We start from the raw sequence: 24,101 nt of genomic DNA, 5'->3' as shown, positions 1-24,101 counted from the left end.
CAAACATGCCGGTTCCAGAAAAAAGCAGCACCCGCTTGCATTTCCTGCAATATTCTTGTCAGTTCCTGGAAATAGATCTGCCCGCTGACGGCGCTCCCCCGAGCGCTTAACTGCCCTGTAAACAAAAACCAGCAATATTGCTGCGTGGATCAGTGGTTGGTCTGCAGGCGACGCCTGTAGCGCAATGAAGACCACAGCGCCGCAATGATAAAGGCTACTCCGATCAGGCCGGTGAAAACCTCGGGAATATGAAATTTCATACTCGCAAGCATAATAACTGCAAGAATTCCGATTGCATAATGCGCGCCATGCTCCAGAAAAACGTACGCATCGAGAATTTCTTTCCGTACCAGAAAAACCGTCAAGGAACGCACAAACATCGCCCCGATGCCCAAGCCTATCATGATAATGACAATATCCTTGGTAATGGCAAACGCCCCGATCACCCCATCAAAAGAAAATGAAGCATCCAGCACCTCCAGATAGAGGAATCCACCTACCCCGCCCTGCTTGATGGCATCCCCAACCTTGGCATCCCCTTCTTCCTTTTCGAGAAGACTGCTGATCGCATCTACGCCAACATAGGAGAGGATTCCCCAGAGACCGGCGACCAGAACTGCAAGCTGTTTTTCTTCTCCGACCATGGTGAGACTGCCCAGCAAGGTACCAATCGCAACCATTACCGAAATGGATTCCACCTTGCCAAAACTGGAAATTTTTTTCTCGATATGACCCAGCCAGTGAAGCTCCTTGTTTTCATCCAGCAGAAAATTCAGGAACACGAGCAACAGGAAAACTCCCCCAAACGCAGCCACCTCTGCATGATGTTCATGCAGATGGCGTGCATATTCATCTGGTTTACCCAGCGCCATGCTCCACACTTCCAGAATTCCGATATCCGCTGCAAAGGCAACAATTACCAGCGGGAAGAGCAACCGCATTCCAAATACTGCAATCAGCATCCCTACTGTCAGAAAAATGTCCTGCCAGAACTTGTTCCAGGTTTTAAGGATCGAAGCATTGACAACCGCATTGTCAAAAGAAAGCGAAACTTCCATGATACTCAGAATCGCAGCAATTCCAAAAGCTTCAAAAGCCCCTATCCAACCGCCACGGTTATATCCCCACCATACCGCAAGCCCAAGACCAAGAAAAGCCAACAGGAATGAAACCCTGAAATAACGCATGCATACCTTTCAACGAATGTTCATCTGTGCATAGGTCCGTCCATGCCAGAACCCTATACTTCCACAATAATTTCAACAAAAATGAGCCTCACCCGGCTTCATTGTAACAATGACACACAACACCAACATACAATAACGAGTTGCGCACAGATTGCCCACTGGTCTCAATATCAGCCCTCACGTGGAAATATGCATTAAACGACCAGCCCAAGCTGGAACCAGGTTAAAGGAATGCTCCCATTCCTGAGCCAGGAATCATCCTGTCCCGAAGAAAAAACATCAAAGTCAAACCAAAAATCTTGTCTGAAAGCAAGGAATGAAAAAAGCAAAAAATACTATGCATAATCAGATTCAATTTGCCCGTCAACGACATAAGCTTTGTGGCAAATCAACCCACACTGAACCGAGGTAAATTGACTGAAAGACTGTTAAAAATTCCGCAATCAACCGATTGTTACCCCACCATCTCCGCCAGAAGGCCAGAAAGATCATCAGCGTGCTCTTCCTCCATGGCAAGTATGGATTCCAGCATACGCCTTGTAGTAGGATCATCGTTACCAAGATAGTTGATCATCTCACCATAGCTTTCAATGGCAATCCGCTCAGCAATCAGATCTTCGCGTACCATCTCAAGCAAGTCCTCGCCATCATGGTATTCGGCATGGCTTCGCGTTGCCAGACCCTCGGGAGAAAAATCCGGTTTTCCACCCAGTTGCACGATACGCTGTGCAATCTGGTCAGCATGGAGCTGTTCTTCATTGGCATGCTGCAGAAACTCTGCCGCAACGCTTTGTGCATTGATGCCAGTAGCAGTGTAGTAATGCCGTTTGTAGCGCAGCACGCAAACTATTTCTGTCGCCAGTGCTTCATTCAGCAGCTTGACAATGGTCTCGCGGTCACCGCGATAACCGGCGGTAATCGCTCCCTGTTCTATGTGCTTGCGGGCGCGTTCGCGCAGGGTAACGATATCGGTCAGAAAAGCTTTCTTTGACATGATTGCATCCTTAATAATTTCCCTTGTTGCGGATGGAAGACAGGTACATCAGAAATCTGCAATGCAAGCAGCGTCCGGGTGATTCAGATTATCACAAGAGCAATTCTTAATTTAACAAGCGAGGTCAAATCGGAATTTTCTGCCAGTCATGGCCGCCAAAAGTCAGGGCTTGCATCATTACCCGCTAGCGGATTGATCCGGCATCACGTTTCTTTCCTGCATCCCGGCTCGCTGCATGATTGATTTGCGGCAGATAGCGCACCAGTTCACTCAATGCCAGGCGATAAACATCCCGCTTGAATTCGATCACACTGTCAATTCCAACCCAGTAATCGTTCCAGCGCCAAGCATCAAATTCCGGATGCTGCGAAGCGCGCAGACTTACATCACAATCACGCCCAACCAGCCGCAACAGAAACCATATCTGCTTCTGTCCTTTGTAGTTACCGCGCCACTCGCGCTTAACCCAATGCTGCGGTACATCATAACGTATCCATTCACGCGTACGGCCAAGTATCTGCACATGACAGGACTCCAGGCCAATTTCTTCCTGCAGTTCGCGATACATTGCCTGCTCTGGTGTTTCACCATGCTGAATGCCACCTTGCGGAAACTGCCAGGCATGCTGCCTGATGCGTTTTCCCCAGAATACCTGGTTCTTTGAGTTAGCCAGTATGATGCCGACGTTGGGGCGATAACCATCCCGATCAATCATCTTCGTCACCTGTTCATTATTTTATTTTTTAAAGTCCGGATTTTTTCACATTTCACTGCATATTGAAAGACGACCCTTCATAATCAATAGAGCATCCTTGACCAGTTCGCTGTAAAATTCAAAAACCTGATTATTAGATTAACTAACAAAAATATCATGCGCATTTCCAAATTCTTTATCTCCACCCAGAAAGAAGCTCCATCTGAAGCAGAGCTTATCAGCCACCGCTTGATGTTGCGCGCCGGTTACATCAAGAAACTGGCCAGCGGGCTGTATACCTGGATGCCTCTGGGGCTGCGCGTACTGCGCAAGGTAGAAACCGTAGTCCGGGAAGAAATGAATAAAGGGGGCGGCATAGAGGTACTGATGCCCGCGATCCAGCCGGCAGAACTTTGGCAGGAAACCGGGCGCTGGGAAGTATTCGGACCGCAAATGCTGAAAATCAGGGATCGCCATGACAATGAATTTTGCTTCGGACCCACCCATGAAGAAGTGATTACGGATATCGCTCGCCGTGAAATCAACAGCTACCGTCAGTTACCTGTGAACTTTTACCAAATCCAGACTAAATTCCGTGATGAAGTCCGCCCCCGTTTTGGCGTGATGCGCGCACGCGAATTTGTAATGAAAGATGCCTATTCATTCCACGCCGATTTTGACAGCCTGAAACAAACCTACGAAGTCATGTATGACACCTATACTCGTATTTTCACCCGTATGGGCCTCCAGTTCCGTGCTGTTGCGGCAGATACAGGAGCCATAGGCGGTAGCAATTCTCACGAATTCCATGTTCTGGCTGATTCAGGAGAAGACGGGCTGGCTTATTGCCCCACTTCTGATTACGCTGCGAATGTGGAACTGGCAGAAGCCATCCCGTCCAGTATGGTACGCGCACCCACCGGCGAAACAATGCAAAAGATCATTACGCCTGGTCAGAAATCCATTGAGGAAATCTGCACCTTTCTCAATGTGTCACCGCAGCAAGTACTAAAAACCATCGCCGTATTGGATGCAGAAAACAACTTCATCCTGATCCTGCTGCGTGGTGATCATATGCTGAATGAAATCAAAGCAGCCAAGATAATCGGCGAATTCCGCTTCGCCAGCGACGATGAAATTCATCGGTACATGGGATGCCGTACCGGTTATATTGGCCCGGTCAATGCAGCGGTACGCATCCTGGCGGATCGCTCTGCTGCAACCATGAGCAATTTTGTCTGCGGAGCCAATGATGACGGTTTTCACTACATTAGCGTAAACGCCGGCCGCGATTTCAACCTGGAAGAGTCCAACGTGCACGATCTGCGAAACGTGGTCGCAGGCGACCCGAGCCCGGACGGGAAAGGCATCCTGGAGCTTTGCCGTGGGATCGAGGTTGGCCATATTTTTCAGCTGCGCACCAATTATTCCGAAGCACTCAATGCCACTTTCCTGGATGAACAAGGTAAATCCCAGTTCTTCGAAATGGGTTGTTATGGCATCGGAATTTCACGTATTGTCGCTGCTGCAATCGAACAGAACTATGACGAAAAGGGAATTACCCTCCCTGCCGCCATTGCCCCATTCCAGGTAGGAATTTTACCGATCGGCATGAACAAGAGCGAAACGGTAAAAACAGCAACCGAACAGCTTTACAAAAATCTTGATGCTGCAGATATAGAGGTACTACTGGATGACCGCAATGAACGCCCTGGGGTCATGTTTGCTGACCTCGATCTGATCGGCGTCCCCCACCGTGTCGTGATCGGGGATCGTGGACTTGCGCAGGATGTACCAATGGTTGAATACAAGGGACGATGGGATCTGGAAGCCCAGTTCATCCCTCTGAAAGACATCCTCTCATTTCTGAGGTCAAAAACTACACACATTACCTCTTTACCATGAAGCCAGGACCACAAATAATCCTGCATGAACAGCCATGATGACAGACAAAGAAATCCTGATACTCTATTACAGCCAGCACGGTGCAGTACGTCAAATGGCTCATATGGTTGCGCGTGGCGTGGAAATGGTCAGCGGAGTGCGGGCAAGACTGCGCACCGTACCTAAAGTTTCCACGGTATGCGAGGCATCCGAACCCGGCATCCCGGACGAGGGAGCCCCCTATGCCAGCTTGCAGGACCTGCAAGAATGCATTGGCATTGCCATAGGCAGCCCCACGCGCTTTGGAAATATGGCGGCCCCAATGAAATATTTCTGGGATGGTACAGGCTCCATGTGGTTAAAGCATTCCCTGGTCGGCAAGCCCGGAGCCTGCTTCACCTCGACCGGAACCATGCATGGTGGACAAGAAAGTACCCTGCTGTCGATGATGCTGCCGCTAATGCATCACGGCATGATCATCGTGGGTGTACCTTATTCAGAATCTGAGCTTTCCAGCACTCTGGGAGGCGGCACCCCATATGGCGCAAGCCATTTTGCAGGCATGGCCAACGAACATCCCGTCAGCGAAGTGGAGAAAAAACTTTGTATCGCCCTGGGCAAGCGGTTAGCGCAAATTGCACTGAAATTAGCTGCATAGAAAACATGCCGTCTCTACACCCTAGTTTTACCGCTTATACAACACAATAAGATTGCGGCTTCAGCATATGCAAACTATAATTAATAATTAATAATTGAATCTAGGAAAAAAGGCTGCACGCCATTTTTCCGAATCAAACCAAACCAGCAACATGACTGATACTCTTACCATTGGCCTTGTATCCATCAGTGACCGGGCGAGCAGCGGCGTATACCAGGATGCCGGCCTCCCTGCCCTGCAGGAGTGGTTCACACAGGCACTAATCAGCCCATGGCAGTCCATCACACGCCTGATACCGGACGAACAGCAACTGATTGAAACCACCCTCATAGAACTGGCAGACCAAAAAAAATGCCATCTGATCCTTACGACGGGAGGAACCGGACCCGCTTTGCGTGACGTAACCCCGGAAGCCACGCTAGCCGTGGCACATAAGATACTTCCCGGATTTGGTGAACAAATGCGCGCGGTCAGCCTGCGCTACGTTCCAACTGCCATCCTGTCACGCCAGACAGGCGTGACACGGGGGCAATCACTGATCTTGAACCTGCCAGGTCAACCAAAGGCAATCAAAGAAACACTGGATGGAATATTTGCAGCCGTACCCTACTGTATCGATTTGATCGGTGGCCCATATATCGAGACCAATCCGGACATCATCAAGGCATTCCGCCCAAAATCAGCACAAAAAGCGAAATAGATCGTGCAGTTGCCATAACTTGACCGTTCGCGCCAATTTTCGGGGGCTGTATCCTGTTCATGATCATCCAAGCTGGTTATGTTACTACCCTGAATTTGAGGAAAACTTCATTGGACCGCACCTGGGATTACACCGATGGAAACATAGGATCAGTTGACTTCATACAGGCCAGACCAGGTTGAACTTCAGCTGAAGCTCTTCTGAATTGGTCCCACTTGCCAGACAAAGTATTCAGCCATGACCAAACTGAAATTTCATTTTCCGAACCGATAGAGGTTGTATAGAAATGCCTGTGCGGGGAAGGCTCTCCTCGTAGTTCGGGAAACTTCTGTTTGAACAGTAACAATCCCCTCTCCCAGTCTGTATTGAAGTTCCCATAACTCTGATGGTGAAGCGCAAGGTCTGGAACAACCGCCAAATCGTATCCAGCTTTAAAAGCTCGATGACTGAGATCCACGTCATAATAGTGAAAACCGGTAATTTGCGTGTCAAATCCAAGCTGTTCTAAAGCAGAACGCTTGCAGGCGATAAATACACCATCCAGTACAGCCGCAGGTCTTACATGGGCAAATGGGCTGGATGAAGCCAGTATTCTGGATTTCATGTTTTTCGCAGGCTGGCTAAGTCTGCTCAGAAGATGCGGATGTCCATCAAATAAAATGGCTGGCCCAGACATTTTGGACGCACCCGCAACTCCAATAAAATCATAACAATCAAGGTGACCTAAAAGCCTGTCAAAAAAGTCTGGAACAAGCAATTCAATATCATGATGACAAAGAATAATATTACCAAACCAAGCCATCTCTAGACCACGTTTATATCCTTCATTCATGCCAGTCGCATCGGAAATGCGTACAAATTGTAAACGATGATTACCTGCTACAGACTCGAAATTTTCCTGAAATGTCGCATACATGTCATTGTCGTGGCTACAAACAATTACCGACCAGTCCGCTGGAACTCGTGGGCTGACAGATTCATATAGAATACGCTGTTCGAAAGCATAACGGACATTGAACGCCAAAGCATCTTGCACAAAACTGAAATTCATGGGTTCCAGCAGCGCAGCACGTGCAGAAACCTCGCCAGCCAGATATGGCATCTGCTGTTTCCGGTAAATTTCAAACAGTGCCCGTCCAGAAGCAGCAAGCCCCATATTCAAAGATATATTGAAAGTTTCAATCGCATTCTCAATATAACCTGAACGAAATTTTGCAACCGCTTCATTATGCAGGCCAGCTGCAATCTGCAGAGAATTATCCATACCTCTTTAAGGATATTGAGACGTTCAGCGCATTGAAATCTGCGGTAACATGCCAAGGAAATCAAAGAATGAATATTATATCCTTGTTACGAACTAAGTGTATAAATTCACGCAACTTGTAGGATATTTTTCTTTAATTTCACCGCCAAAAATTCAGTGGACAGCCATCTAATGAAAATACGGTTCAGAGACATAATTAGTAGTCCAGACTTAATCTGACAGTAAGGTCTTGCCAAAGGGTGGGGTTACCCGGTTTGATAGAGGTGCGAATCTTTATCAACCAAAGCGCGTAAGCGCAAAGGAGTAACCCCATGAGTAGTGTTCAACAGAATATTATCAAACACAAGGTTGGCTTGCTGAATCTGGCCGCCGTACTTGGCAACGTATCCCGCGCCTGCAAGGTGATGGGCTTTTCACGCGATACCTTCTATCGTTATCAGGCCGCCGTTGAAACCGGCGGAGTCGAGGTGCTGATCGATGCCAATCGCCGCAAACCCAATCCCAAGAACCGTGTTGAGGAAATAGCGGAGTCCGCCGTCACCGCCTTTGCGTTGGAGCAGCCCGCCTTCGGGCAGTTGCGTGTTTCAAATGAACTGCGCAAACGCGGCATCTTTGTTTCACCTTCTGGCGTCCGCTCGGTCTGGCTGCGACATAACCTCGAGTCGTTCAAGAAGCGCCTGTCGGCACTGGAGAGCCATGTTGCCCAGACCGGTGAAGTGCTGACCGAGATGCAGGTACAGGCACTCGAGAGAAAGCAGGAAGATGACGCCGCACACGGTGAAATCGAGACCGCGCATCCTGGCTATCTTGGCAGCCAGGACACTTTTTACGTCGGCACGATCAAGGGCGTAGGCAGAATTTATCAACAAACTTTTGTAGATACTTATTCCAAGTGGGCTGCAGCCAGGCTATACACCACCAAGACGCCAATCACCGCTGCCGATCTGCTCAATGACAAGGTGCTGCCGTTCTTTGCCGAACAAGGGATGGGCTTGATCCGTATTCTGACGGATCGAGGCACGGAGTCTATCAGGTGGCGTTCCGCCGCAGGATTTACCTGTCAATTGAAGAACTGCAGGTTGACCTGGATGCCTGGATAGTGACCTACAACAACGACCGCACTCATCAAGGCAAGATGTGTTGTGGGCGCACCCCGATGCAAACTTTAATTGACGGAAAGGAGGCGTGGCACGATAAAATCACCACATTGAATAGCTGAATCTGAACTGACAGTCACTTCGATCAAATCGGGTAACTGTCAGATGATGTCGCGATTACCAAGACCAAATTCACGCTTCAAATGTACGCAAAAGTACAAGTCTTTGAAATTCTTACCTGATATTTGCCGTTGCGGTAACGGATTGAAGCCATTCTGTGAAATCCCATTTGGACAGGATTTGGACAGAAAGGCTTTTTTCATCATTTTTCAGCAGGATTCTGGAGTGATTTTCAAGCGATTTTTAGGACTGTGATTCCTCTGGAGCCCGCCAGTGGCCTGATCTCCCGCCCTTTTTCTCCAACAGTCGGATATCGTTGATAATCATGCCACGATCCACCGCCTTGCACATGTCATAGATCGTCAGCAGGGCGATGCTGGTTGCGGTTAAGGCCTCAATTTCGACACCAGTCCGGCCAAATGTTTCTGCAGTCGTAATGCATTCCACCATATTGTTCTGATGGTCGAGGTGGAACTCTACAGCCACACGGGTCAGGTATAAAGGATGACATAATGGGATAAGTTCTGAGGTACGCTTGCTTGCCTGTATCGCAGCAATGCGGGCAATGCCCAGCACGTCACCTTTTTTGGCGGTTCCGGAAGCAATCAGCCCCAGCGTTGCAGGATTCATTTGAATATACCCGGAGGCCCTGGCAACACGCTGGGTCTCTCTTTTTCCGGCAACGTCAACCATGTGCGCCTGACCGTCCTGGTCAAAATGTGTCATGCCATTATTCATGCCGATTTCCTGACTTTATCGCTATGCCAATATTCCATGCGCTGCACATCCGTTTCACGCGTTTCCAGCCAGTGCGAACCTTCCCCGGTTTCCTCCTTTTTCCAGAAAGGCGCAGCCGTTTTCAGATAATCAATGATAAATTCGCACCCAGCAAACGCCTCCCCGCGGTGCAGCGCTGTAGTGGCCACCAGCACGATCTGGTCGCTGGCATACAGTCTTCCAATGCGATGAATTACCCGGACGTTCAATAAATTCCACCGTTCGGTAGCCTCGGCGATAATTTTGTTCAGCGCCTTTTCGGTCATGCCAGGGTAATACTCAAGGTAAATGCTGTCCACGGTTTCATTCAGATTAAAATCCCGCACCAAACCGACAAAGCTGACCATGGCTCCTACTTTTGAGTTTCCAGAGCGCAGGGTATTCAATTCGGCGGCAAGATCAAAATCAGATTCCTGTATTGATACGCTCATTTCAACCTCCGGAGATGGGCGAGAAAATGGCGATTTCGTCATTCTCTTTAATGGTGGCAGGCAAATCGGCAAACTCCTGGTTAATCGCACAACGCACACGGTTGTCGGCCAGCTCCTGTGCCCATACATCCCCACGTGTACGCAGCCATGCCAGCACACCTGCCAGATTAGAAGTACCCGCTGGCAAATCTGCCGTTTCACGTGCTACCTTTAAATGCTCTTTCGGTCGACCGAAATACACCAGTTCAATTTTCATGGCTGTTCCTGAAAAATAATTCAAACAAATACAAATGACTTTTGAAACTTGTCTGCGTCTGCAACCCGCTTGACATCAACCGGTCCATCGTACCCTGATGCCACTCATGAAGAAAATGGCAGCTGCATATTTTGCATATGCAGCATCCTTCCCTGTTTCCCGAATAAAGTCCGTTTATTGCAATGCTCGTACCGTTTTCCTGCATCCAGAAAACCCGGTAACAAATCTTGCAATCTGCAAAATGCTATTTCCTGCAAATGCCAGAAATGGCAGGGGCGGCCATCACGAACAATGTTTCATTACGGTGCTGGATTGAAGCGGCCTAAGCCGGGGATCCCCCTCCCAGAATTCTGCACAGCCATGATAATGAGCAGTAATAGCGACCTCGTCATTCTCTTTCAACTCCCTCGTCAGCGCAGCAAAATCCTGATTGACAGCGCAACGCACCTTGTCTTCATCCATTTCACGCACCCAGTCTCCTCCGCGCGACCTCAGCCATTCTAGCAGACCAGAAAGCGTAAGCGCATCTCCGGGAACTGTTACCGTCTCCTGCGATATTTTCAAATTTTCCTTCGGCTTACCAAAATAAACGATCTCAATTCGCATGATTACCCTTTGAAAAATAGTCCAAAATAAAATTGGCCACCTCTTCCGGTGCATTAATGTCAAGTTTCGGCAACGGGAAAGAATCCTTGCTGTCTGTCACAACAGCAATAATTCCCGGGTCAGTCGGATATATGGCATCAGACCCGGTTTCCTTGCGATGCACTTCCAGTTTTGGTATAGCTGCATGCTTGTATCCTTCGGCCAGAATCAGGTCATATCCGGAAAATCTTGAACAGAGATCTTCAAGTGTAGGTTCCGTCTCCTTGCTTAATTCGTGCATCAATGCCCATCTCTGTGCAGAAACAATCAGCACTTCGCGCGCTCCTGCCTTGCGATGACGATAAGTATCCTTTCCAGGCTTATCAATATCAAAATCATGGTGCGCATGCTTGATAACGGCAATACGCAAACCTTTTCCAGTCAAAATCGGAATTACTTTTTCAAGCAAGGTGGTTTTTCCGCTGCCGGAATAACCCGCAAAACCCATTATTTTCCCATTAAACATAAAATTTACTGAAAGGTTGACTGAAAGGTTGGTAGATCACTGAATCAGTGTGAGCGTAGCGTACAGCATACCCTGCCGTCAAGACGAGCACCTGCTCCCAACGCAGACCGGATCAATGGCGCTGGCGCGTTAGGCAAAAGGTGAACGGGTTCTATATTCATCACGGTTCCCGGCAACATTAAATAAGCCGGCTTTTCATCCAGAGCAGCCTCTACATATCCATGAACCAGACACAAAACGAAGCCAACTGGGTGAGCGCCAGAAAAACCACCTGCTCCGGGCATGCACTGCAAATGCATGACACTGTACCATTTGTCATCGTCCTCAGCTTCTCCAGACCACATTATTTATCTCTTCTGTCCATGGCAACCATCCATTTGTCATGTAAAATATTCACAAAACTACGCAAATCTTACACATAGGCATTGCATCCAATTTCCGGGTACCAATTCAGGGCTCCCGGTCTATTTTGTATTATACGGGCGTACTCTTCCCCAATGACGCGCAAGCACTGTAATCCCTTTTTTTACTGGAGTAAAACCGCTCTGTGAATTCAGCAAAACGCCAGGAAATTTTTCTGCGCTTGCAGGCAGCCAATCCGCACCCGACTACCGAGCTGGAGTATCACTCCGCATTTGAACTGCTGGTTGCAGTCATCCTTTCGGCCCAGGCTACCGATGTCAGCGTGAATGCTGCTACCCGCCAGCTATTCCCGATAGCCAACACCCCGCAGGGGTTGCTTGATCTGGGCGAGGATAAATTACGCGATTACATACAGCGTATCGGTCTTTACAAAACCAAGGCACGGCATATCATTCAAACCTGCCGGATATTGCTGGAGAAACATGGTGAAGCCGTTCCACAGACGCGCGAAGCTCTGGAGACTCTCCCGGGCGTAGGGCGCAAGACAGCAAACGTCGTGCTCAATACGGCCTTCGGCCAGCCGACGATCGCGGTGGATACCCACATTTTTCGTGTATCCAACCGCACCGGGCTTGCTCCCGGAAAAACCATGCTGGAAGTGGAAAAAAAATTACTGAAAGTCGTACCGGATCAATTCAAGCATGATGCCCACCACTGGCTGATTCTGCATGGGCGCTATATATGTCAGGCACGCAAACCCAGATGCGGCATGTGCCGCATCGTTGATCTGTGCGATTATTCCAACAAGGAAATATAAGGAAATATAATGTTCAACCCCAGCAGAGAAGAAGCGCGCATGTTCCTCATCGAGACCTGGCGCAAGCACCGTACGGGGGAACTTCTCTCCCCTCTGGAAGACCTGGCTGCGCAACTTATAGGAAAACACCCGGAATACTTCCCCATACTGGAAAACCCGGAACACTACCAGCATAAGGACTATACCCCGGAACAGGGCACGACCAACCCCTTTCTGCACCTGATGATGCATCTCGCCATCGAAGAGCAGATCTCCATCAACCAGCCGCCTGGAATCCGCACACACTTTCAGAGATTGACCGTGCTTCATGAATCAGAACACGACGCTCAACATCGGATGATGGAATGTTTGGGGGAAATGATCTGGCAATCGCAACGCAGCGGCACGGCTATTGATGCTGGCATTTATTTCAATTGCCTGGAAAAACAATAATGGCCAACCGTCTAAGCAAAATTGTCACCCGCACTGGAGATGATGGCTCCACCGGACTGGCGGACGGAACACGCGTAAAAAAATATTGCCCGCGCATCCACGCTATCGGAAGCGTGGATGAACTCAACAGCCACATCGGACTTCTGCTCGCAGAATCCGCACCCGATGACTTGCGCAATTTGCTGTTGCATATACAGCATGACCTGTTTGACCTTGGTGGTGCGCTTGCATACCCTGCTGCCCAGTTTTCCGAAAGCAAGCTCCAATCTCTGGATGCCGCGATTACCCTTTACAACTCCGATTTGCCCCCGCTTAAGGAATTTATTCTGCCCGGGGGCTCCCGTGCCGCAGCGCAATGCCACATATCACGCACAGTAGCCCGGCGCGCTGAACGGGATTTGGCTGCACTCGCGCTTCACGATGCGGTTCCTCTGCATGCCCTGCCTTACCTGAATCGTTTATCTGACTTATTATTTGTATTGAGTCGTGTCCTCAACCGTACAATGGGACAGAGCGAGACTTACTGGCAGAAAAATCTGGCAGGCAGCACAGCATGAAACACCGTCATTCGCCCTGTTGGATTTTCTTGAAATGGGCGGATGACTTGCACACAACCACCAGGGATTGCTGAAAAATCGGCTGTCAGCATTTCCCATTACAACCGGATTTTCCAGATTTTGATGGCCTAAAATCAACACTCTCAAGGGTTACCTGAATAATGAAAAAAACCGCTTTAATCACGGGCATAACCGGGCAGGACGGCGCTTACCTTGCCGAATTCCTGTTGGGAAAAGGCTATCATGTACATGGGATCAAGCGTCGTGCTTCTTTATTCAATACAGACCGTATTGATCACTTGTACCAGGATCCACACGTTAGCAACCGGAATTTTATTCTGCATTATGGCGACATGACCGATTCCAGCAGCCTGATTCGCATTATCCAGCAGGTGCAACCAGATGAAATCTACAACCTTGCCGCACAGAGCCACGTAGCGGTATCGTTCGAGGAACCGGAATATACAGCCAACTCCGACGCGCTGGGACCCCTGCGCATACTGGAAGCCATCCGGATACTGGGACTGGAAAGAAAATCCCGGTTTTACCAGGCTTCTACTTCCGAACTGTACGGCCTGGTGCAGGAAATTCCGCAAAAGGAAACTACCCCCTTTTATCCCCGGTCTCCCTATGCTGTAGCCAAGCTCTACGCCTACTGGATTACGGTCAACTACCGCGAGGCCTATGGTATCTATGCCTGCAATGGAATCCTGTTCAACCACGAAAGCCCGTTGCGTGGAGAAACCTTCGTTACCCGGAAAATTACACGCGCCCTCACACGCATCAAACTGAACCTGCAAAGTTGCCTGTTCCTAGGAAATCTGGACTCATTACGGGATTGGGGGCATGCCAGGGACTATGTAGAAATGCAATGGCTCATGCTACAGCAGGAACAGGCGGAGGATTATGTCATTGCCACCGGTGTGCAATACAGTGTGCGTGATTTTGTAACAGCTGCGGCAGAAGAGCTCGGCATCCGGATGTACTGGAAAGGATCAGGAGTCAGCGAAAAAGGCTATGATGCTTCTGGAAAATGTATCGTAGCCGTGGATCCGCGCTATTTCCGGCCGACCGAGGTAGAAACCCTGCTGGGAGACGCAACCAAGGCAAAGAAGAAACTGGGGTGGACACCCAGAACTTCATTTCGTGAACTGGTTGCAGAAATGGTGCGCGAAGACCTGAAAGCCGCAGAACGGGACGAACTGATTAAAAAGCACGGATTTTCTGCTTTTGATTATCATGAATAAACATGAACGCAACCCGTCCGTTTTTCTGATGTGTCAGAAAACATAATTTTGAATTCCGTGGGCTAAATCAGAGGACAACTTCCCGAATCATGAGCTTGCATCCATCTGCCATTGCATTGATTTCAACATAGCGAAAGTCATTCCGAACAAATCTTCCGTAATTTCTGGTTTCAACCAAAACAATATTATCAGGATAATTAATTATCCTTTTGATTTTTTTTAAAATCTTCATAAGATTTTTCCAGCCCGTGCCGCAGGGATGTAGGAGGATTCCACCCTAAAGCTTTCAGACGGGAAACATCCAGCAATTTTTGCGGCGTACCCGTCTGTTTGGATGAATCAAAAAAAATCTCTCCTTCATATCCCACGGTTTCCTGTACAAGGGCAGCCAGATCACGGATGGCAATATCCTCCCCTGTTCCAATGTTCACCAAAGGAGGCTCGAACTTTCCACTAACAGTTTCATCGCTACCGAGCAATCCACAATATTGCTCGTCCGGCAGATTCATCAAATGAACGCAGGCATCCGCCATATCCTCGCTATACAGGAATTCACGCCTGGCTAAACCATTTCCCCAGACCTCCACATGTTTCTCGTTGCGAACCTTGGCTTCATGAAATTTTCTAATCAAAGCCGGAATCACGTGACTATTGTTCAGATCGTAGTTATCCCCGGGACCATACAGATTCGTCGGCATCACGGCCAGGTTCTGCATCCCGTACTGACGGTTATAGCTCCAGCTCATTTCAATACCGGCAATTTTTGCCAAGGCATACGGGCGGTTGGTCGGTTCCAGTGGACCGGTCAAAAGATAATCCTCACGCATGGGCTGAGGAGCAAATTTAGGATAGATGCAGCTGGAACCCAGAAACATCAGGCGCTTTACTCCAGCGCGGTACGCTGCATGAATAACGTTTGTCTGGATAGCCAGATTGTCACGGATAAACTCAGCCGGATAGGTATGATTAGCCAGTATTCCCCCGACCCTTGCGGCAGCCAGAAAGACGTAATTGGGCTTTTCCTGTGAAAAAAAAGCGTCCGTAGCTGCCTGGTTGGTCAGATCCAGTTCGGCGTGACTATGGCCAATCAGGTTCTTAAAACCTTTGGCATGCAAGTTTCGCATTAGCGCAGAACCAACCAGACCGCGGTGACCCGCAATATAAATTCTGGAATTATCATCCATAATCAATTAACCCGTTTATATATCGCATCAGAAATCCGGCTCAACATCCTGGCTTATTCGTAGTAAAAAAAGCGCGATCCTGCCTGGATTTTATTAAAGAAATCACATTAATTAATAACAATAATAATTTGTTATTAAACAAAATTCAGCATAACAAATTTCGTTCTAGGGAACCACTTCCCGGATTTTTTTATCAGCATTGTTATTTGCATGAAGCGAAAAGCTGAAAATATCAGCTAAATTTATAGGTATATTGCAAAACTCACTTTCATGCATGATGAAATTCCATGCAGAACACTTCCCTGCAACGCCCGCCCTGCTCCGCCATCAATGCCTTGCTAATTCGATCTGTTCGCACACCTGTCTTGCTCCCCAGAGTATGCGCGGCGCAGAGCGGCTGATCAGGTCCGAGGTGATAAAGGCCATGCGGCCTTGCCTGGCCGCTTGTAATGGCAGCCCTCGCCACATTTCCTCGACAGCTTCCTCCTGTCCACGGGTAGAAACGGCTGCCAGCAGTATCTGAGGGTTTTCTTTTATCAGTGCCTCACTGGAAATAACAGGAGTCAACTGAAACAATGCACCAAATACGTTCTGCCCACCACATAAGCGCAGCACATCGCTGATTATATGATCTTCGTTGACAGTTAGCATGGGGTAAGCAGCAATCTGGAAATAAACGCGTACCGGATCCCGCTCGGCATATTTCATGCGCAAGTCACGCAACTCTCGCTCGAAGGCTGTCGCCGAAGCATCTGCCTGTACCCTGTTTCCAGAAATACGCCCAAGCAAACGAAGTATCCTGGGAATATCCTTCAGGCTGCGAGGTTCCAATATCAAAACCTTCAGCTTCAGCTTCTCAAGCTTGGCACGGTCTTGCGTTGAAAGGCCGCTACCCCACGCAAGCAGCAAGTCCGGCCTGAAAGCAATCAGTTTCTCCCAATCCAGACGGTATGCGTCGCCTATCTGCTTCAGCAATCTGGCTTGCCGGGGATAATCACTGTATGCGGAAACGGCTACCAAATGGCCTCCCATCCCTGCCGCAAAGACAAGCTCAGTAAGATTGGGAGCAAGAGAAATCACTCGCTGTGGAGGTGTAAAAAATGCCACCTGATTGCCTTGATCATCAATAACCGTATGCCGGGTCACAGCCTGCGCAGCCTGACAAAAAACAGGCAGCCATAAGATCAAAAACAGGCATTGCTGCACTATCTTCATTCGTATCCGTCTACCAACGGAAAACTGAATGTGGGGCAAAAGAACGCGTAAAGAGATATACCGGCAGTAATGCAGCAATTCTGTTTACTGTGCATACCGTTGCGCCAGTGCCACGCGCTGGAGATATGCTTCACGTGCAATTTGCACATCTTCCAGAAAATGCGGCAATTCTTTCAGCAACAATGCCTGCGGTCCGTCCACCAAAGCCTGTAACGGGGCAGGATGAAAATCCACCAGCACCATGTTGGCGCCAGCCATCACTCCCTGCGCGGTAACATGCATTAAATCAAGAACTCCGTCGGGTGCAGCACTACGGATGCCAACCGAATGTGAAGGATCAATGCAAACCGGCATCCGGGTCAGGCGCTTGACTACCGGCACATGAGCGAAATCCACAAAATTGCGGTGAGGGTCCCCCATGTTGGTTTTCATCCCGCGTAAACCGAACACGACTTTGCGGTTCCCTTCCGATGCCAGATATTCGGCAGCATTGAGCGATTCATCCAGCGTGATACCAAAACCCCGCTTGAGCAGCACAGGAAATTCTTTTTGGCGTCCGACAATTTTCAATAATTCAAAATTCTGTGTATTTCGTGTCCCAATCTGCAGCATCACGCCGGTAGGGTTACCCGTCTGCTGCAATGCAGCACGGATTTCATCGAGGTGAGATTCATGCGTGATTTCCATGGCAATTACTTTTATGCCATATTTTCCTGCCAAGTCAAAAACATATGGCAGGCAATTCTTGCCATGCCCTTGAAAGGCATAAGGACTGGTTCGCGGTTTATAGGCACCCATACGCGTGCAGACCTGGCCTTGATCCCGTAACGCCTTCAGCATGGCCTCGACATGTCCGGCATTGTCTACAGCACACAGTCCGGCAAAAACATGAAACGTATCCTGACCGAAACGAATGCCATTGTAATCAAAATGCTGTGGGCGCAAATCATCCTTATGCCGCCCAAGAATGCGGAATTCCTCTGATACTCGCACGACCCGTTCGACACAAGGCAGGCTTTGCATGTCCTTGACATCCAGCGACATGGTATCGCCAATCAGGTAAATCTCTGTAAGAGACTGTTCTGCGCCACGCTCTTCATGCACACGCACGGCAATATCGCGCAATCCGGAAAGATAGGCCATCAGTTGTCGGTAATCCGCACTATTCCGGTCAGTATTGGAGGACAAGATCAAGATCATGTGGGGGCACCCCTGATTGTATTAATAAAAAAAGCCTGGTCATGGCAAACGGCAACCTTATCATCACGATCTGGCAACACTGCTGCCATACCTGCTGAAAATGATCCGGACAGCATGACGAGCCTGTTTTAGGCCTGTTCCCGGCAATTCAGTTGAAAAAATGACCGCTGAAAAGAATTGCACCAGCTTGCTGATGCACCAGTCATCTATACAATGGATGCAATATACGGCCGCCATTCATTAATTATGCGCCCTACCCAGGCTCAACCGCGATACCATGTTTGGCAACTGCATCACATCACGAATCTTCACATCCACATATCCCGGCAAGGTGGATGAATCGCTCACCCATACCGTCTTCATGCGCAACCGCTTTGCAGTCTGGAGATTATCCGTGCTGTCTTCCACCATCACGCAGCGCGAAGGATCCAGGCGATGCTTGCCGAGCAAGCGTAAAAACCCCGGCAACTGCGGCTTGGGTTGATAACGCGCCTGCTCGATGGAAAAAACATCCTCGATCAAATCCTGTATCCGCAGCAATTGCAAGACAGCCTGCGCATAATGCTGCGGAGCATTCGAAAACACCAGCTTTTTCCCGGGTAACCTTTTCAGCGCATGACGCAGCCGGGGATCGCTCACTACCATTTGAGACAATTCTGGGAACTGATGCGTGTGCCACAGAAAATGCTCGGGGTCCGTGGCATGATGCCGCATCATGCCACTCAAAGTGGCACCATAACGTTGCCAGTACTGCATCCTCAATTCGTTCGCCATACCTTCATCCAACGCAAGGTGCTGCTGCAGATAGGCAGTCATGCTGCGATTGATATGAGGGAAAATATGAGGAACAGCATTGTGCAGCGTATTATCCAGATCAAAAATCCAGACAATACCGCTCATTTGCTTTTTATCAGCGTACCCACACCTTCATCGGTCAGAATTTCGAGCAGCAGGGCATGTTCCACGCGGCCATCAATGATATGCACCGATTTCACCCCGCCACGGGCCGCATCCAGCGCCGAGCTGATTTTAGGTAGCATGCCCCCGGACAGCGTGCCATCAGCCACAAGTTCATCAATCTGTATAGGCGTCAGGCCGGTGAGCAGATTTCCACTTTTATCCAGCACGCCCGGAGTATTCGTTAACAGCACCAGTTTTTCTGCTCCGAGCACCTCTGCCAGCTTGCCGGCCACCACATCGGCATTAATATTCAGCGTCTCGGAATCGGGTCCGACGGCAATCGGCGCGACAACTGGAATGAAATCGCCAGAATCGAGAAAAGCGATGATTGATGGATCAATCCGGTTAATTTCTCCAACCAATCCGATATCCAGCATCGTGCCCGGAGCATCGCGGCTTTCGAGCAGCATCTTGTTTGCCCGGATGAAGGAAGAGTCCTGTCCGGTCAGCCCCACTGCCTTGCCACCGTACTGGTTTATCAGGTTGACAATATCCTTGTTGACCTTTCCCAGCGCCATTTCGACCACATCCATGGTCTCTTCGTCCGTGACACGCATGCCCTGCACAAACTCCCCTGCCTTGCCAATACGCTTAAGCAGATCATTGATCTGCGGCCCGCCACCATGCACGATAACCGGATTCATACCGACCAGTTTAAGCAATACCACATCACGTGCAAAACCCTGCTGCAGTTTCGGATCGGTCATGGCGTTACCGCCATACTTGATTACAATGGTTTTATCGAAGAATCGTTGAATATAGGGCAGCGCCTCGGATAGAGTGTGCGCTTTCTGGACTGCTGTGGCATGGGTAAGTGACATCATATTTTCCTTCGCTGATCGGCGAGCCTATTTTACCGCAGAACTTTGTCTCCCTATCACCGGGAAATAAACAGAAATAGGCACACAGACCATCACATCCCCGGAACAGACTTTCCAGATTCAGCAATCAAAACTAATGCATGGAATGATCATGTCCGCCACGACCGGTAGCAAGAGGCTTGACTCCAGCGTTCACATCAACCTTTTCCTGCTTCTTGTCTGTAAACTCTACCGTGATGACCAGAGGCACAATATCACCTGTTTTAAGCGGTTTTTTGAGACCCAGCAACATTACGTGCGTGCCGCCTGCACCTAGCTTGACGGTCTTGCCCGCCGGCAATGGGAGTGAATCCATAGGACGCATTTTCATCATGCCGTTTTCATGTACCATGCCATGAATTTCGACAGCACCGGCAATCGCGCTGGACACTGCCACCAGGCGTCCATCTTTTTGGCTGGTAATGGAAAGCCGGATGGTGGCGCTGTCCTGTCCGGGTGCGGTGGCACGTGCCGAAGCATCGCTCACCGCCACGTTCCCTGCCCAAGCCTGGATTGAAAAAAACAGCACGATGGTTGCAATTATAATACGCACATGAATCCCCTTTCTGTCTTCAAAATTTTTATTGCATTGTTACGATACATTAAATATGCAAGAATTAACAATGATCGTCCTTTTTCTGCCTGGGTGCGCCAGACATGCCGACTATGACGCCAGTATTGACATAATACTCCAGTCCATATCTGAGACACCACACTTCCTGCAAGACGTTAGTTACAGGAAATCTGGAAAAGGGCGGCTATCCAACCTGCAGTTTTCCGGATTTTCTTGCCATATACACATAACCCGATGCTCATAACCGGGCGTCCGATCACTCTCCCGTAGCCCATCCATTTCCGGAAGTCTATAATTACGCTTTTAGCACTGGACCCGACATGAAGTCTGTACTGTCATTTATTATCGTCCTGTTCTTGCCTTTGCTTGCCCAGGCACAAGTAGCAGCCGTACCTCCTGCGCCAGTACTGGCGGCCAAATCCTATGTACTCTACGATTTCGCCAGCAATCAGACTCTGGTCAACCAAAATGGCCATCAGCGCAACGAACCCGCTTCCCTTACCAAGCTGATGACGGCTTACCTGACTTTCAGCTCTCTCAGACAGAAAAAACTTTCCCCGGATCATGCTGTCACACCCCCGGAAGCAGCATTGCAGAAGCTGGGCTCCGAATCTGTCATGTTTCTGGACAGACGCAAGCCGGTTACGATTTCTGAATTATTGCGCGGTCTCATCGTTCAATCCGGCAATGACGCTGCACGCGTACTGGCAATCACCATAGCCGGCAGCGAAGAAAGTTTCGCCGGAATGATGAACCAGGAAGCAAAGCGACTGGGAATGGCCAACACCCACTACACCAATGCCACCGGCATGCCGCATCCTCAGCACTATTCCAGTGCATACGATACCGCACTGCTCGCAGCCGCCATCGTGCGTGAGTTTCCTGAACACTACCCCATCTACAGCATGCGCGAATACCAGTATAACAATATCAGGCAATCCAACCGCAACCGTTTATTGTGGATGGATCCCTATGTCGACGGTATGAAAACAGGACATACAGAGAGCGCTGGATTCTGTCTGGTTGCCTCTGCCAAACGCGACCAGAGACGCCTGATATCCGTGGTACTGGGTGCGCCTTCCGAGTACTTGCGCGCCACCGAAAGCCAGAAACTGCTGAATTACGGCTTCCAGAATTTTGAAACTGTCCGTCTGTACCAGAAAAACCAGCCCGTCGCCAGCCTGCGGATCTGGAAAGGCACCGAAACCAAAATCAATGTAGGATTCCGGAACGATCTGTTCCTGAACATACCCGCAGGGCAGCGGTCACAACTAAAAGCCACCATGGAAACCCCCCGGCCGCTGATTGCGCCAGTTTCCGGTGGCCAGGCAATCGGTACAATGAAAATCACCCTGGGCGGGAAACCCTATGCCGAATACAAGCTGGTTGCGCTCAGCCCAGTACCGTTGGCCAATGTATTTTCGCGCGGATGGGACAGTATTCGCCTGCTTTTTAAATAATCGCATCTTCAAAAATGCAAAAGGATCGCACCATGACAGTCTATTTGAACGGGCAATTCATGCCCATTGAAGAAGCCCGAATCCCGGTACTGGATCGTGGCTTTATCTTCGGCGACGGGATATACGAAGTAATCCCGGCATATTCACGTCATGTTTTTCGCTTGACAGAGCATCTCCGACGCCTGCAATACAGCCTGGACGGAATACGCCTGCCAAACCCGCATAGCAACCAGGAATGGACCGGCATCATCAATGATCTGATCAAACGCAATGAAGCAGAAGACCAGTACATTTATCTGCATATCACACGCGGCGTAGCCAAACGTGACCATGCTTTCCCGAATCCTCTGGTCCAGCCGACCATATTCATCATGAGCAGCCCGCTCGTTACTCCGCCCGTCGAACTTCTTGCAAGCGGCGTGAGGGCAATAACGGCGCCGGATAACCGCTGGCTGCGTTGCGACATCAAGGCGACTTCCCTCCTCCCCAATGTGCTGTTGCGCCAGATGGCAATAGATGCAGGCTGTTCCGAAACCATACTGATCCGCGACAATGAGTTTATGACAGAAGGAGCGGCCAGCAACATTTTCCTGGTGAAAAACGACGTTCTGCTTGCCCCGCCCAAGGATCATTTCATGCTTCCGGGAATTACCTACGACGTGATACTGGAAATTGCCACCACCAACAACATCCGCTACGAAATACGCCGGATTGGGAAGGAAGAACTGTCCAGCCCAGATGAACTGCTGCTGACATCCTCTACCAAAGAGGTTCTGGCCATCACCACACTGGATAACCAGCCAGTAGGTTCCGGAAAACCCGGGGCGATGTTTACCAGACTGCACAAGCTATACCAGGATTACAAACAGGATGTGATGCGTAAAACCTCCTGAAAAAATCAGACCCTTGTTTTATACAATCGGCCAGCAGTCTGACGGGTAGCATGAGCATCCAGTTGATGAATAAAATATACACTGCATGGCAGGCTGAAAATCCTGCGATGACAGAAACACTGAACTATAGAACGGACATGAAATCAGCCATGGTTCTACCGGAAAGCCTTATTCAATATCCCTGCGATTTTCCCATCAAGATCATGGGATTGTCTCAGCATGGTTTCGCGCAGGCAGTAGCGGACGTGGTAATGCGGCATGACCCTGGTTTTGATATGGCCACCGTGGAAATGCGACCAAGCAAGGCGGCACGCTATATCAGCCTGACATGTACCATACGTGCAACATCACGCGAGCAGCTGGATGCACTGTACCAGGAATTGAGCGCTCATCCGCAAGTGGTGATGGTGCTCTAGGACCATGCAGCCGCTGGTCAAACATCTTGGCATGATCGATTACCAAAATGCCTGGCAGGAAATGAGGCAATTCACGGATGTGCGCAATGCCGCTACCCGTGACGAAATATGGCTGCTTCAGCATCCACCGGTCTATACCCAGGGGCTGGCCGGGAAACCGGAACATCTGCTCCATGCGGGCAACATCCCGATAATCCGGACCGACCGTGGCGGACAGATCACATATCATGGCCCAGGCCAGATCATTGCCTACCTGCTACTGGATATGCGCCGCTGGAAATTGAATGTACGCGGACTGGTGCGCCTGATGGAGCAGGCCATAATTAATTTGCTTGCATCCTTCGACATATCAGCACAAGGTCGCGCAGAAGCACCGGGAGTATATGTGGGTGATGAAAAAATTGCCTCGCTCGGCTTAAAAATCCGCAGTGGATACTGCTACCATGGCCTCGCATTTAACGTAAACATGGATCTTGCCCCGTTTTCCAGCATCAACCCGTGCGGATTTTCCGGATTGCGCATTACCCAGGCGAAAAATCTGGGAATTGAAGTCTCGCAAACCCGGCTCGAAACTCTGCTGGCACAGAACCTGATTTATTTGTTACAGCAACAGGAACCGGAAAAAATCACCCGATCATGCAAACCTTGACAGACGGCCCTGCCTTCAACCCGGCTTCAAATCTCATCTATCCTGCCGCACCGTATATGGGCGGACCATAGCGATCAAAACCATTTTCCATACATGCATAC

At 49.5% G+C, this 24,101-nt stretch carries 27 protein-coding genes and 1 pseudogene; 12 read left to right on the top strand and 16 right to left on the bottom strand.

Features of this window, described 5'->3' with window-relative positions; all coding sequences use genetic code 11:
* Nucleotides 1-149: 149 nt before the first annotated feature.
* The 3 genes from KJA68_RS09480 to KJA68_RS09470 form a co-directional block, all read right to left on the bottom strand.
* Nucleotides 150-1,187, bottom strand: a complete 1,038-nt coding sequence (locus KJA68_RS09480; RefSeq protein WP_213036691.1) for a DUF475 domain-containing protein — start codon at nt 1,185-1,187, stop codon at nt 150-152.
* A gap of 454 nt (nt 1,188-1,641) precedes the next feature.
* Entirely contained in the window at nt 1,642-2,181 is a 540-nt protein-coding gene (locus tag KJA68_RS09475) for a ferritin-like domain-containing protein (RefSeq protein WP_213036690.1), read from the bottom strand.
* Nucleotides 2,182-2,365: 184 nt separating this feature from the next.
* On the bottom strand, nt 2,366-2,896 hold the full coding sequence (locus KJA68_RS09470) for an RNA pyrophosphohydrolase (RefSeq protein WP_213036689.1): 531 nt from the start codon (nt 2,894-2,896) through the stop codon (nt 2,366-2,368).
* Nucleotides 2,897-3,052: 156 nt separating this feature from the next.
* Between KJA68_RS09470 and KJA68_RS09465 the strand changes: the two genes are divergently transcribed.
* The 3 genes from KJA68_RS09465 to mog all read left to right on the top strand — a co-directional run bounded on the left by KJA68_RS09465 (nt 3,053) and on the right by mog (nt 6,117).
* Complete coding sequence (locus KJA68_RS09465) at nt 3,053-4,780, top strand: proline--tRNA ligase (protein WP_213036688.1); 1,728 nt, start codon at nt 3,053-3,055, stop codon at nt 4,778-4,780.
* A gap of 34 nt (nt 4,781-4,814) precedes the next feature.
* Complete coding sequence (wrbA, locus tag KJA68_RS09460; RefSeq protein WP_420887645.1) at nt 4,815-5,417, top strand: NAD(P)H:quinone oxidoreductase; 603 nt, start codon at nt 4,815-4,817, stop codon at nt 5,415-5,417.
* A gap of 151 nt (nt 5,418-5,568) precedes the next feature.
* A complete protein-coding gene (gene mog, locus KJA68_RS09455) occupies nt 5,569-6,117 on the top strand; it encodes a molybdopterin adenylyltransferase (RefSeq protein WP_213036687.1) in 549 nt (182 codons plus the stop codon).
* 127 nt (nt 6,118-6,244) lie between these two features.
* Here mog and KJA68_RS09450 read toward each other — a convergent pair whose 3' ends face one another.
* Nucleotides 6,245-7,219, bottom strand: coding sequence for a glycosyltransferase (locus KJA68_RS09450; RefSeq protein WP_213036686.1), 975 nt, complete (start codon nt 7,217-7,219; stop codon nt 6,245-6,247).
* Nucleotides 7,220-7,692: 473 nt separating this feature from the next.
* Between KJA68_RS09450 and KJA68_RS09445 the strand changes: the two are divergent.
* Nucleotides 7,693-8,600 (top strand): annotated as a pseudogene (locus KJA68_RS09445) (helix-turn-helix domain-containing protein).
* 241 nt (nt 8,601-8,841) lie between these two features.
* Here the strand turns inward: KJA68_RS09445 and moaC are convergent.
* The 6 genes from moaC to KJA68_RS09415 form a co-directional block, all read right to left on the bottom strand.
* Nucleotides 8,842-9,336 carry a cyclic pyranopterin monophosphate synthase MoaC gene (gene moaC, locus KJA68_RS09440; protein WP_213036685.1) on the bottom strand — a complete coding sequence of 165 codons (495 nt, stop codon included), beginning with the start codon at nt 9,334-9,336 and terminating at the stop codon, nt 8,842-8,844.
* Nucleotides 9,333-9,806 (bottom strand): molybdenum cofactor biosynthesis protein MoaE, encoded by a 474-nt coding sequence (locus KJA68_RS09435; protein WP_213036684.1) that lies wholly within the window; start codon nt 9,804-9,806, stop codon nt 9,333-9,335. Before KJA68_RS09435 ends, moaC begins: the two co-directional genes overlap by 4 nt.
* Before the next feature lies 1 nt (nt 9,807).
* Nucleotides 9,808-10,062: a MoaD/ThiS family protein gene (locus KJA68_RS09430; protein ID WP_213036683.1), complete on the bottom strand. Its 255-nt coding sequence runs from the start codon at nt 10,060-10,062 to the stop codon at nt 9,808-9,810.
* 282 nt (nt 10,063-10,344) lie between these two features.
* On the bottom strand, nt 10,345-10,668 hold the full coding sequence (locus KJA68_RS09425) for a MoaD/ThiS family protein (RefSeq protein WP_213036682.1): 324 nt from the start codon (nt 10,666-10,668) through the stop codon (nt 10,345-10,347).
* Entirely contained in the window at nt 10,658-11,155 is a 498-nt protein-coding gene (gene mobB / locus KJA68_RS09420; protein WP_246487139.1) for a molybdopterin-guanine dinucleotide biosynthesis protein B, read from the bottom strand. Before mobB ends, KJA68_RS09425 begins: the two co-directional genes overlap by 11 nt.
* Before the next feature lie 62 nt (nt 11,156-11,217).
* On the bottom strand, nt 11,218-11,517 hold the full coding sequence (locus KJA68_RS09415; RefSeq protein WP_213036680.1) for a hypothetical protein: 300 nt from the start codon (nt 11,515-11,517) through the stop codon (nt 11,218-11,220).
* Between the two features lie 203 nt (nt 11,518-11,720).
* Here KJA68_RS09415 and nth point away from each other — a divergent pair, with 203 nt between their 5' ends.
* The 4 genes from nth (at nt 11,721) to gmd (ending at nt 14,589) form a co-directional block, all read left to right on the top strand.
* Nucleotides 11,721-12,353 carry an endonuclease III gene (gene nth / locus KJA68_RS09410; protein WP_213036679.1) on the top strand — a complete coding sequence of 211 codons (633 nt, stop codon included), beginning with the start codon at nt 11,721-11,723 and terminating at the stop codon, nt 12,351-12,353.
* Nucleotides 12,354-12,362: 9 nt separating this feature from the next.
* Entirely contained in the window at nt 12,363-12,785 is a 423-nt protein-coding gene (locus tag KJA68_RS09405) for a DUF1841 family protein (RefSeq protein ID WP_213036678.1), read from the top strand.
* Nucleotides 12,785-13,342, top strand: coding sequence for a cob(I)yrinic acid a,c-diamide adenosyltransferase (locus tag KJA68_RS09400; RefSeq protein ID WP_213036677.1), 558 nt, complete (start codon nt 12,785-12,787; stop codon nt 13,340-13,342). The genes KJA68_RS09405 and KJA68_RS09400 overlap by 1 nt, the downstream gene beginning before the upstream one ends.
* A gap of 161 nt (nt 13,343-13,503) precedes the next feature.
* Nucleotides 13,504-14,589, top strand: a complete 1,086-nt coding sequence (gmd, locus tag KJA68_RS09395) for a GDP-mannose 4,6-dehydratase (RefSeq protein ID WP_213036676.1) — start codon at nt 13,504-13,506, stop codon at nt 14,587-14,589.
* 197 nt (nt 14,590-14,786) lie between these two features.
* Here gmd and KJA68_RS09390 read toward each other — a convergent pair whose 3' ends face one another.
* The 6 genes from KJA68_RS09390 to KJA68_RS09365 all read right to left on the bottom strand — a co-directional run bounded on the left by KJA68_RS09390 (nt 14,787) and on the right by KJA68_RS09365 (nt 20,561).
* Nucleotides 14,787-15,773 carry a GDP-L-fucose synthase family protein gene (locus tag KJA68_RS09390; RefSeq protein WP_213036675.1) on the bottom strand — a complete coding sequence of 329 codons (987 nt, stop codon included), beginning with the start codon at nt 15,771-15,773 and terminating at the stop codon, nt 14,787-14,789.
* Between the two features lie 327 nt (nt 15,774-16,100).
* Complete coding sequence (locus tag KJA68_RS09385; RefSeq protein WP_213036674.1) at nt 16,101-16,988, bottom strand: helical backbone metal receptor; 888 nt, start codon at nt 16,986-16,988, stop codon at nt 16,101-16,103.
* A gap of 84 nt (nt 16,989-17,072) precedes the next feature.
* Complete coding sequence (locus KJA68_RS09380; RefSeq protein ID WP_213036673.1) at nt 17,073-18,188, bottom strand: 3-deoxy-7-phosphoheptulonate synthase; 1,116 nt, start codon at nt 18,186-18,188, stop codon at nt 17,073-17,075.
* 240 nt (nt 18,189-18,428) lie between these two features.
* The gene (locus KJA68_RS09375; RefSeq protein WP_213036672.1) at nt 18,429-19,088 is read right to left on the bottom strand and encodes a pyrimidine 5'-nucleotidase; all 660 of its coding nucleotides are present in this window, start codon (nt 19,086-19,088) and stop codon (nt 18,429-18,431) included.
* Nucleotides 19,085-19,969, bottom strand: coding sequence for an acetylglutamate kinase (argB, locus tag KJA68_RS09370; protein ID WP_213036735.1), 885 nt, complete (start codon nt 19,967-19,969; stop codon nt 19,085-19,087). The genes KJA68_RS09375 and argB overlap by 4 nt, the downstream gene beginning before the upstream one ends.
* A 133-nt stretch (nt 19,970-20,102) precedes the next feature.
* Nucleotides 20,103-20,561: a copper chaperone PCu(A)C gene (locus tag KJA68_RS09365; protein ID WP_213036671.1), complete on the bottom strand. Its 459-nt coding sequence runs from the start codon at nt 20,559-20,561 to the stop codon at nt 20,103-20,105.
* 341 nt (nt 20,562-20,902) lie between these two features.
* Between KJA68_RS09365 and KJA68_RS09360 the strand changes: the two genes are divergently transcribed.
* The 4 genes from KJA68_RS09360 to lipB all read left to right on the top strand — a co-directional run bounded on the left by KJA68_RS09360 (nt 20,903) and on the right by lipB (nt 24,000).
* The gene (locus KJA68_RS09360; protein ID WP_213036670.1) at nt 20,903-22,042 is read left to right on the top strand and encodes a D-alanyl-D-alanine carboxypeptidase family protein; all 1,140 of its coding nucleotides are present in this window, start codon (nt 20,903-20,905) and stop codon (nt 22,040-22,042) included.
* A 32-nt stretch (nt 22,043-22,074) separates the two neighbouring features.
* A complete protein-coding gene (locus KJA68_RS09355; RefSeq protein WP_213036669.1) occupies nt 22,075-22,935 on the top strand; it encodes a D-amino acid aminotransferase in 861 nt (286 codons plus the stop codon).
* Between the two features lie 149 nt (nt 22,936-23,084).
* A complete protein-coding gene (locus KJA68_RS09350) occupies nt 23,085-23,351 on the top strand; it encodes an HP0495 family protein (RefSeq protein WP_213036734.1) in 267 nt (88 codons plus the stop codon).
* Nucleotides 23,352-23,355: 4 nt separating this feature from the next.
* On the top strand, nt 23,356-24,000 hold the full coding sequence (gene lipB, locus KJA68_RS09345) for a lipoyl(octanoyl) transferase LipB (RefSeq protein ID WP_213036668.1): 645 nt from the start codon (nt 23,356-23,358) through the stop codon (nt 23,998-24,000).
* The last annotated feature ends 101 nt before the right edge of the window (nt 24,001-24,101 follow it).

The organism is Candidatus Nitrotoga fabula (assembly GCF_905221025.1).
GTDB classification, from domain to species: Bacteria; Pseudomonadota; Gammaproteobacteria; order Burkholderiales; family Gallionellaceae; genus Nitrotoga; species Nitrotoga fabula.
This window is presented reverse-complemented; position numbering and strand designations above follow the sequence as displayed.

What these genes read in the sequence shown, in the direction of transcription:
- wrbA (WP_420887645.1), top strand. Translation starts at nt 4,815, where the DNA reads ATGATGACAGACAAAGAAATCCTGATACTCTATTACAGCCAGCACGGT.
- KJA68_RS09470 (WP_213036689.1), bottom strand. Translation starts at nt 2,896, where the DNA reads ATGATTGATCGGGATGGTTATCGCCCCAACGTCGGCATCATACTGGCT.
- moaC (WP_213036685.1), bottom strand. Translation starts at nt 9,336, where the DNA reads ATGAATAATGGCATGACACATTTTGACCAGGACGGTCAGGCGCACATG.
- KJA68_RS09405 (WP_213036678.1), top strand. Translation starts at nt 12,363, where the DNA reads ATGTTCAACCCCAGCAGAGAAGAAGCGCGCATGTTCCTCATCGAGACC.
- KJA68_RS09350 (WP_213036734.1), top strand. Translation starts at nt 23,085, where the DNA reads ATGGTTCTACCGGAAAGCCTTATTCAATATCCCTGCGATTTTCCCATC.
- mobB (WP_246487139.1), bottom strand. Translation starts at nt 11,155, where the DNA reads ATGGGTTTTGCGGGTTATTCCGGCAGCGGAAAAACCACCTTGCTTGAA.
- mog (WP_213036687.1), top strand. Translation starts at nt 5,569, where the DNA reads ATGACTGATACTCTTACCATTGGCCTTGTATCCATCAGTGACCGGGCG.
- KJA68_RS09430 (WP_213036683.1), bottom strand. Translation starts at nt 10,062, where the DNA reads ATGAAAATTGAACTGGTGTATTTCGGTCGACCGAAAGAGCATTTAAAG.
- KJA68_RS09425 (WP_213036682.1), bottom strand. Translation starts at nt 10,668, where the DNA reads ATGCGAATTGAGATCGTTTATTTTGGTAAGCCGAAGGAAAATTTGAAA.
- KJA68_RS09465 (WP_213036688.1), top strand. Translation starts at nt 3,053, where the DNA reads ATGCGCATTTCCAAATTCTTTATCTCCACCCAGAAAGAAGCTCCATCT.
- KJA68_RS09435 (WP_213036684.1), bottom strand. Translation starts at nt 9,806, where the DNA reads ATGAGCGTATCAATACAGGAATCTGATTTTGATCTTGCCGCCGAATTG.
- KJA68_RS09360 (WP_213036670.1), top strand. Translation starts at nt 20,903, where the DNA reads ATGAAGTCTGTACTGTCATTTATTATCGTCCTGTTCTTGCCTTTGCTT.
- KJA68_RS09355 (WP_213036669.1), top strand. Translation starts at nt 22,075, where the DNA reads ATGACAGTCTATTTGAACGGGCAATTCATGCCCATTGAAGAAGCCCGA.
- KJA68_RS09475 (WP_213036690.1), bottom strand. Translation starts at nt 2,181, where the DNA reads ATGTCAAAGAAAGCTTTTCTGACCGATATCGTTACCCTGCGCGAACGC.
- KJA68_RS09480 (WP_213036691.1), bottom strand. Translation starts at nt 1,187, where the DNA reads ATGCGTTATTTCAGGGTTTCATTCCTGTTGGCTTTTCTTGGTCTTGGG.
- KJA68_RS09415 (WP_213036680.1), bottom strand. Translation starts at nt 11,517, where the DNA reads ATGTGGTCTGGAGAAGCTGAGGACGATGACAAATGGTACAGTGTCATG.
- lipB (WP_213036668.1), top strand. Translation starts at nt 23,356, where the DNA reads ATGCAGCCGCTGGTCAAACATCTTGGCATGATCGATTACCAAAATGCC.
- KJA68_RS09450 (WP_213036686.1), bottom strand. Translation starts at nt 7,219, where the DNA reads ATGCCATATCTGGCTGGCGAGGTTTCTGCACGTGCTGCGCTGCTGGAA.
- KJA68_RS09385 (WP_213036674.1), bottom strand. Translation starts at nt 16,988, where the DNA reads ATGAAGATAGTGCAGCAATGCCTGTTTTTGATCTTATGGCTGCCTGTT.
- gmd (WP_213036676.1), top strand. Translation starts at nt 13,504, where the DNA reads ATGAAAAAAACCGCTTTAATCACGGGCATAACCGGGCAGGACGGCGCT.
- KJA68_RS09375 (WP_213036672.1), bottom strand. Translation starts at nt 19,088, where the DNA reads ATGAGCGGTATTGTCTGGATTTTTGATCTGGATAATACGCTGCACAAT.
- KJA68_RS09380 (WP_213036673.1), bottom strand. Translation starts at nt 18,188, where the DNA reads ATGATCTTGATCTTGTCCTCCAATACTGACCGGAATAGTGCGGATTAC.
- KJA68_RS09400 (WP_213036677.1), top strand. Translation starts at nt 12,785, where the DNA reads ATGGCCAACCGTCTAAGCAAAATTGTCACCCGCACTGGAGATGATGGC.
- KJA68_RS09390 (WP_213036675.1), bottom strand. Translation starts at nt 15,773, where the DNA reads ATGGATGATAATTCCAGAATTTATATTGCGGGTCACCGCGGTCTGGTT.
- argB (WP_213036735.1), bottom strand. Translation starts at nt 19,969, where the DNA reads ATGTCACTTACCCATGCCACAGCAGTCCAGAAAGCGCACACTCTATCC.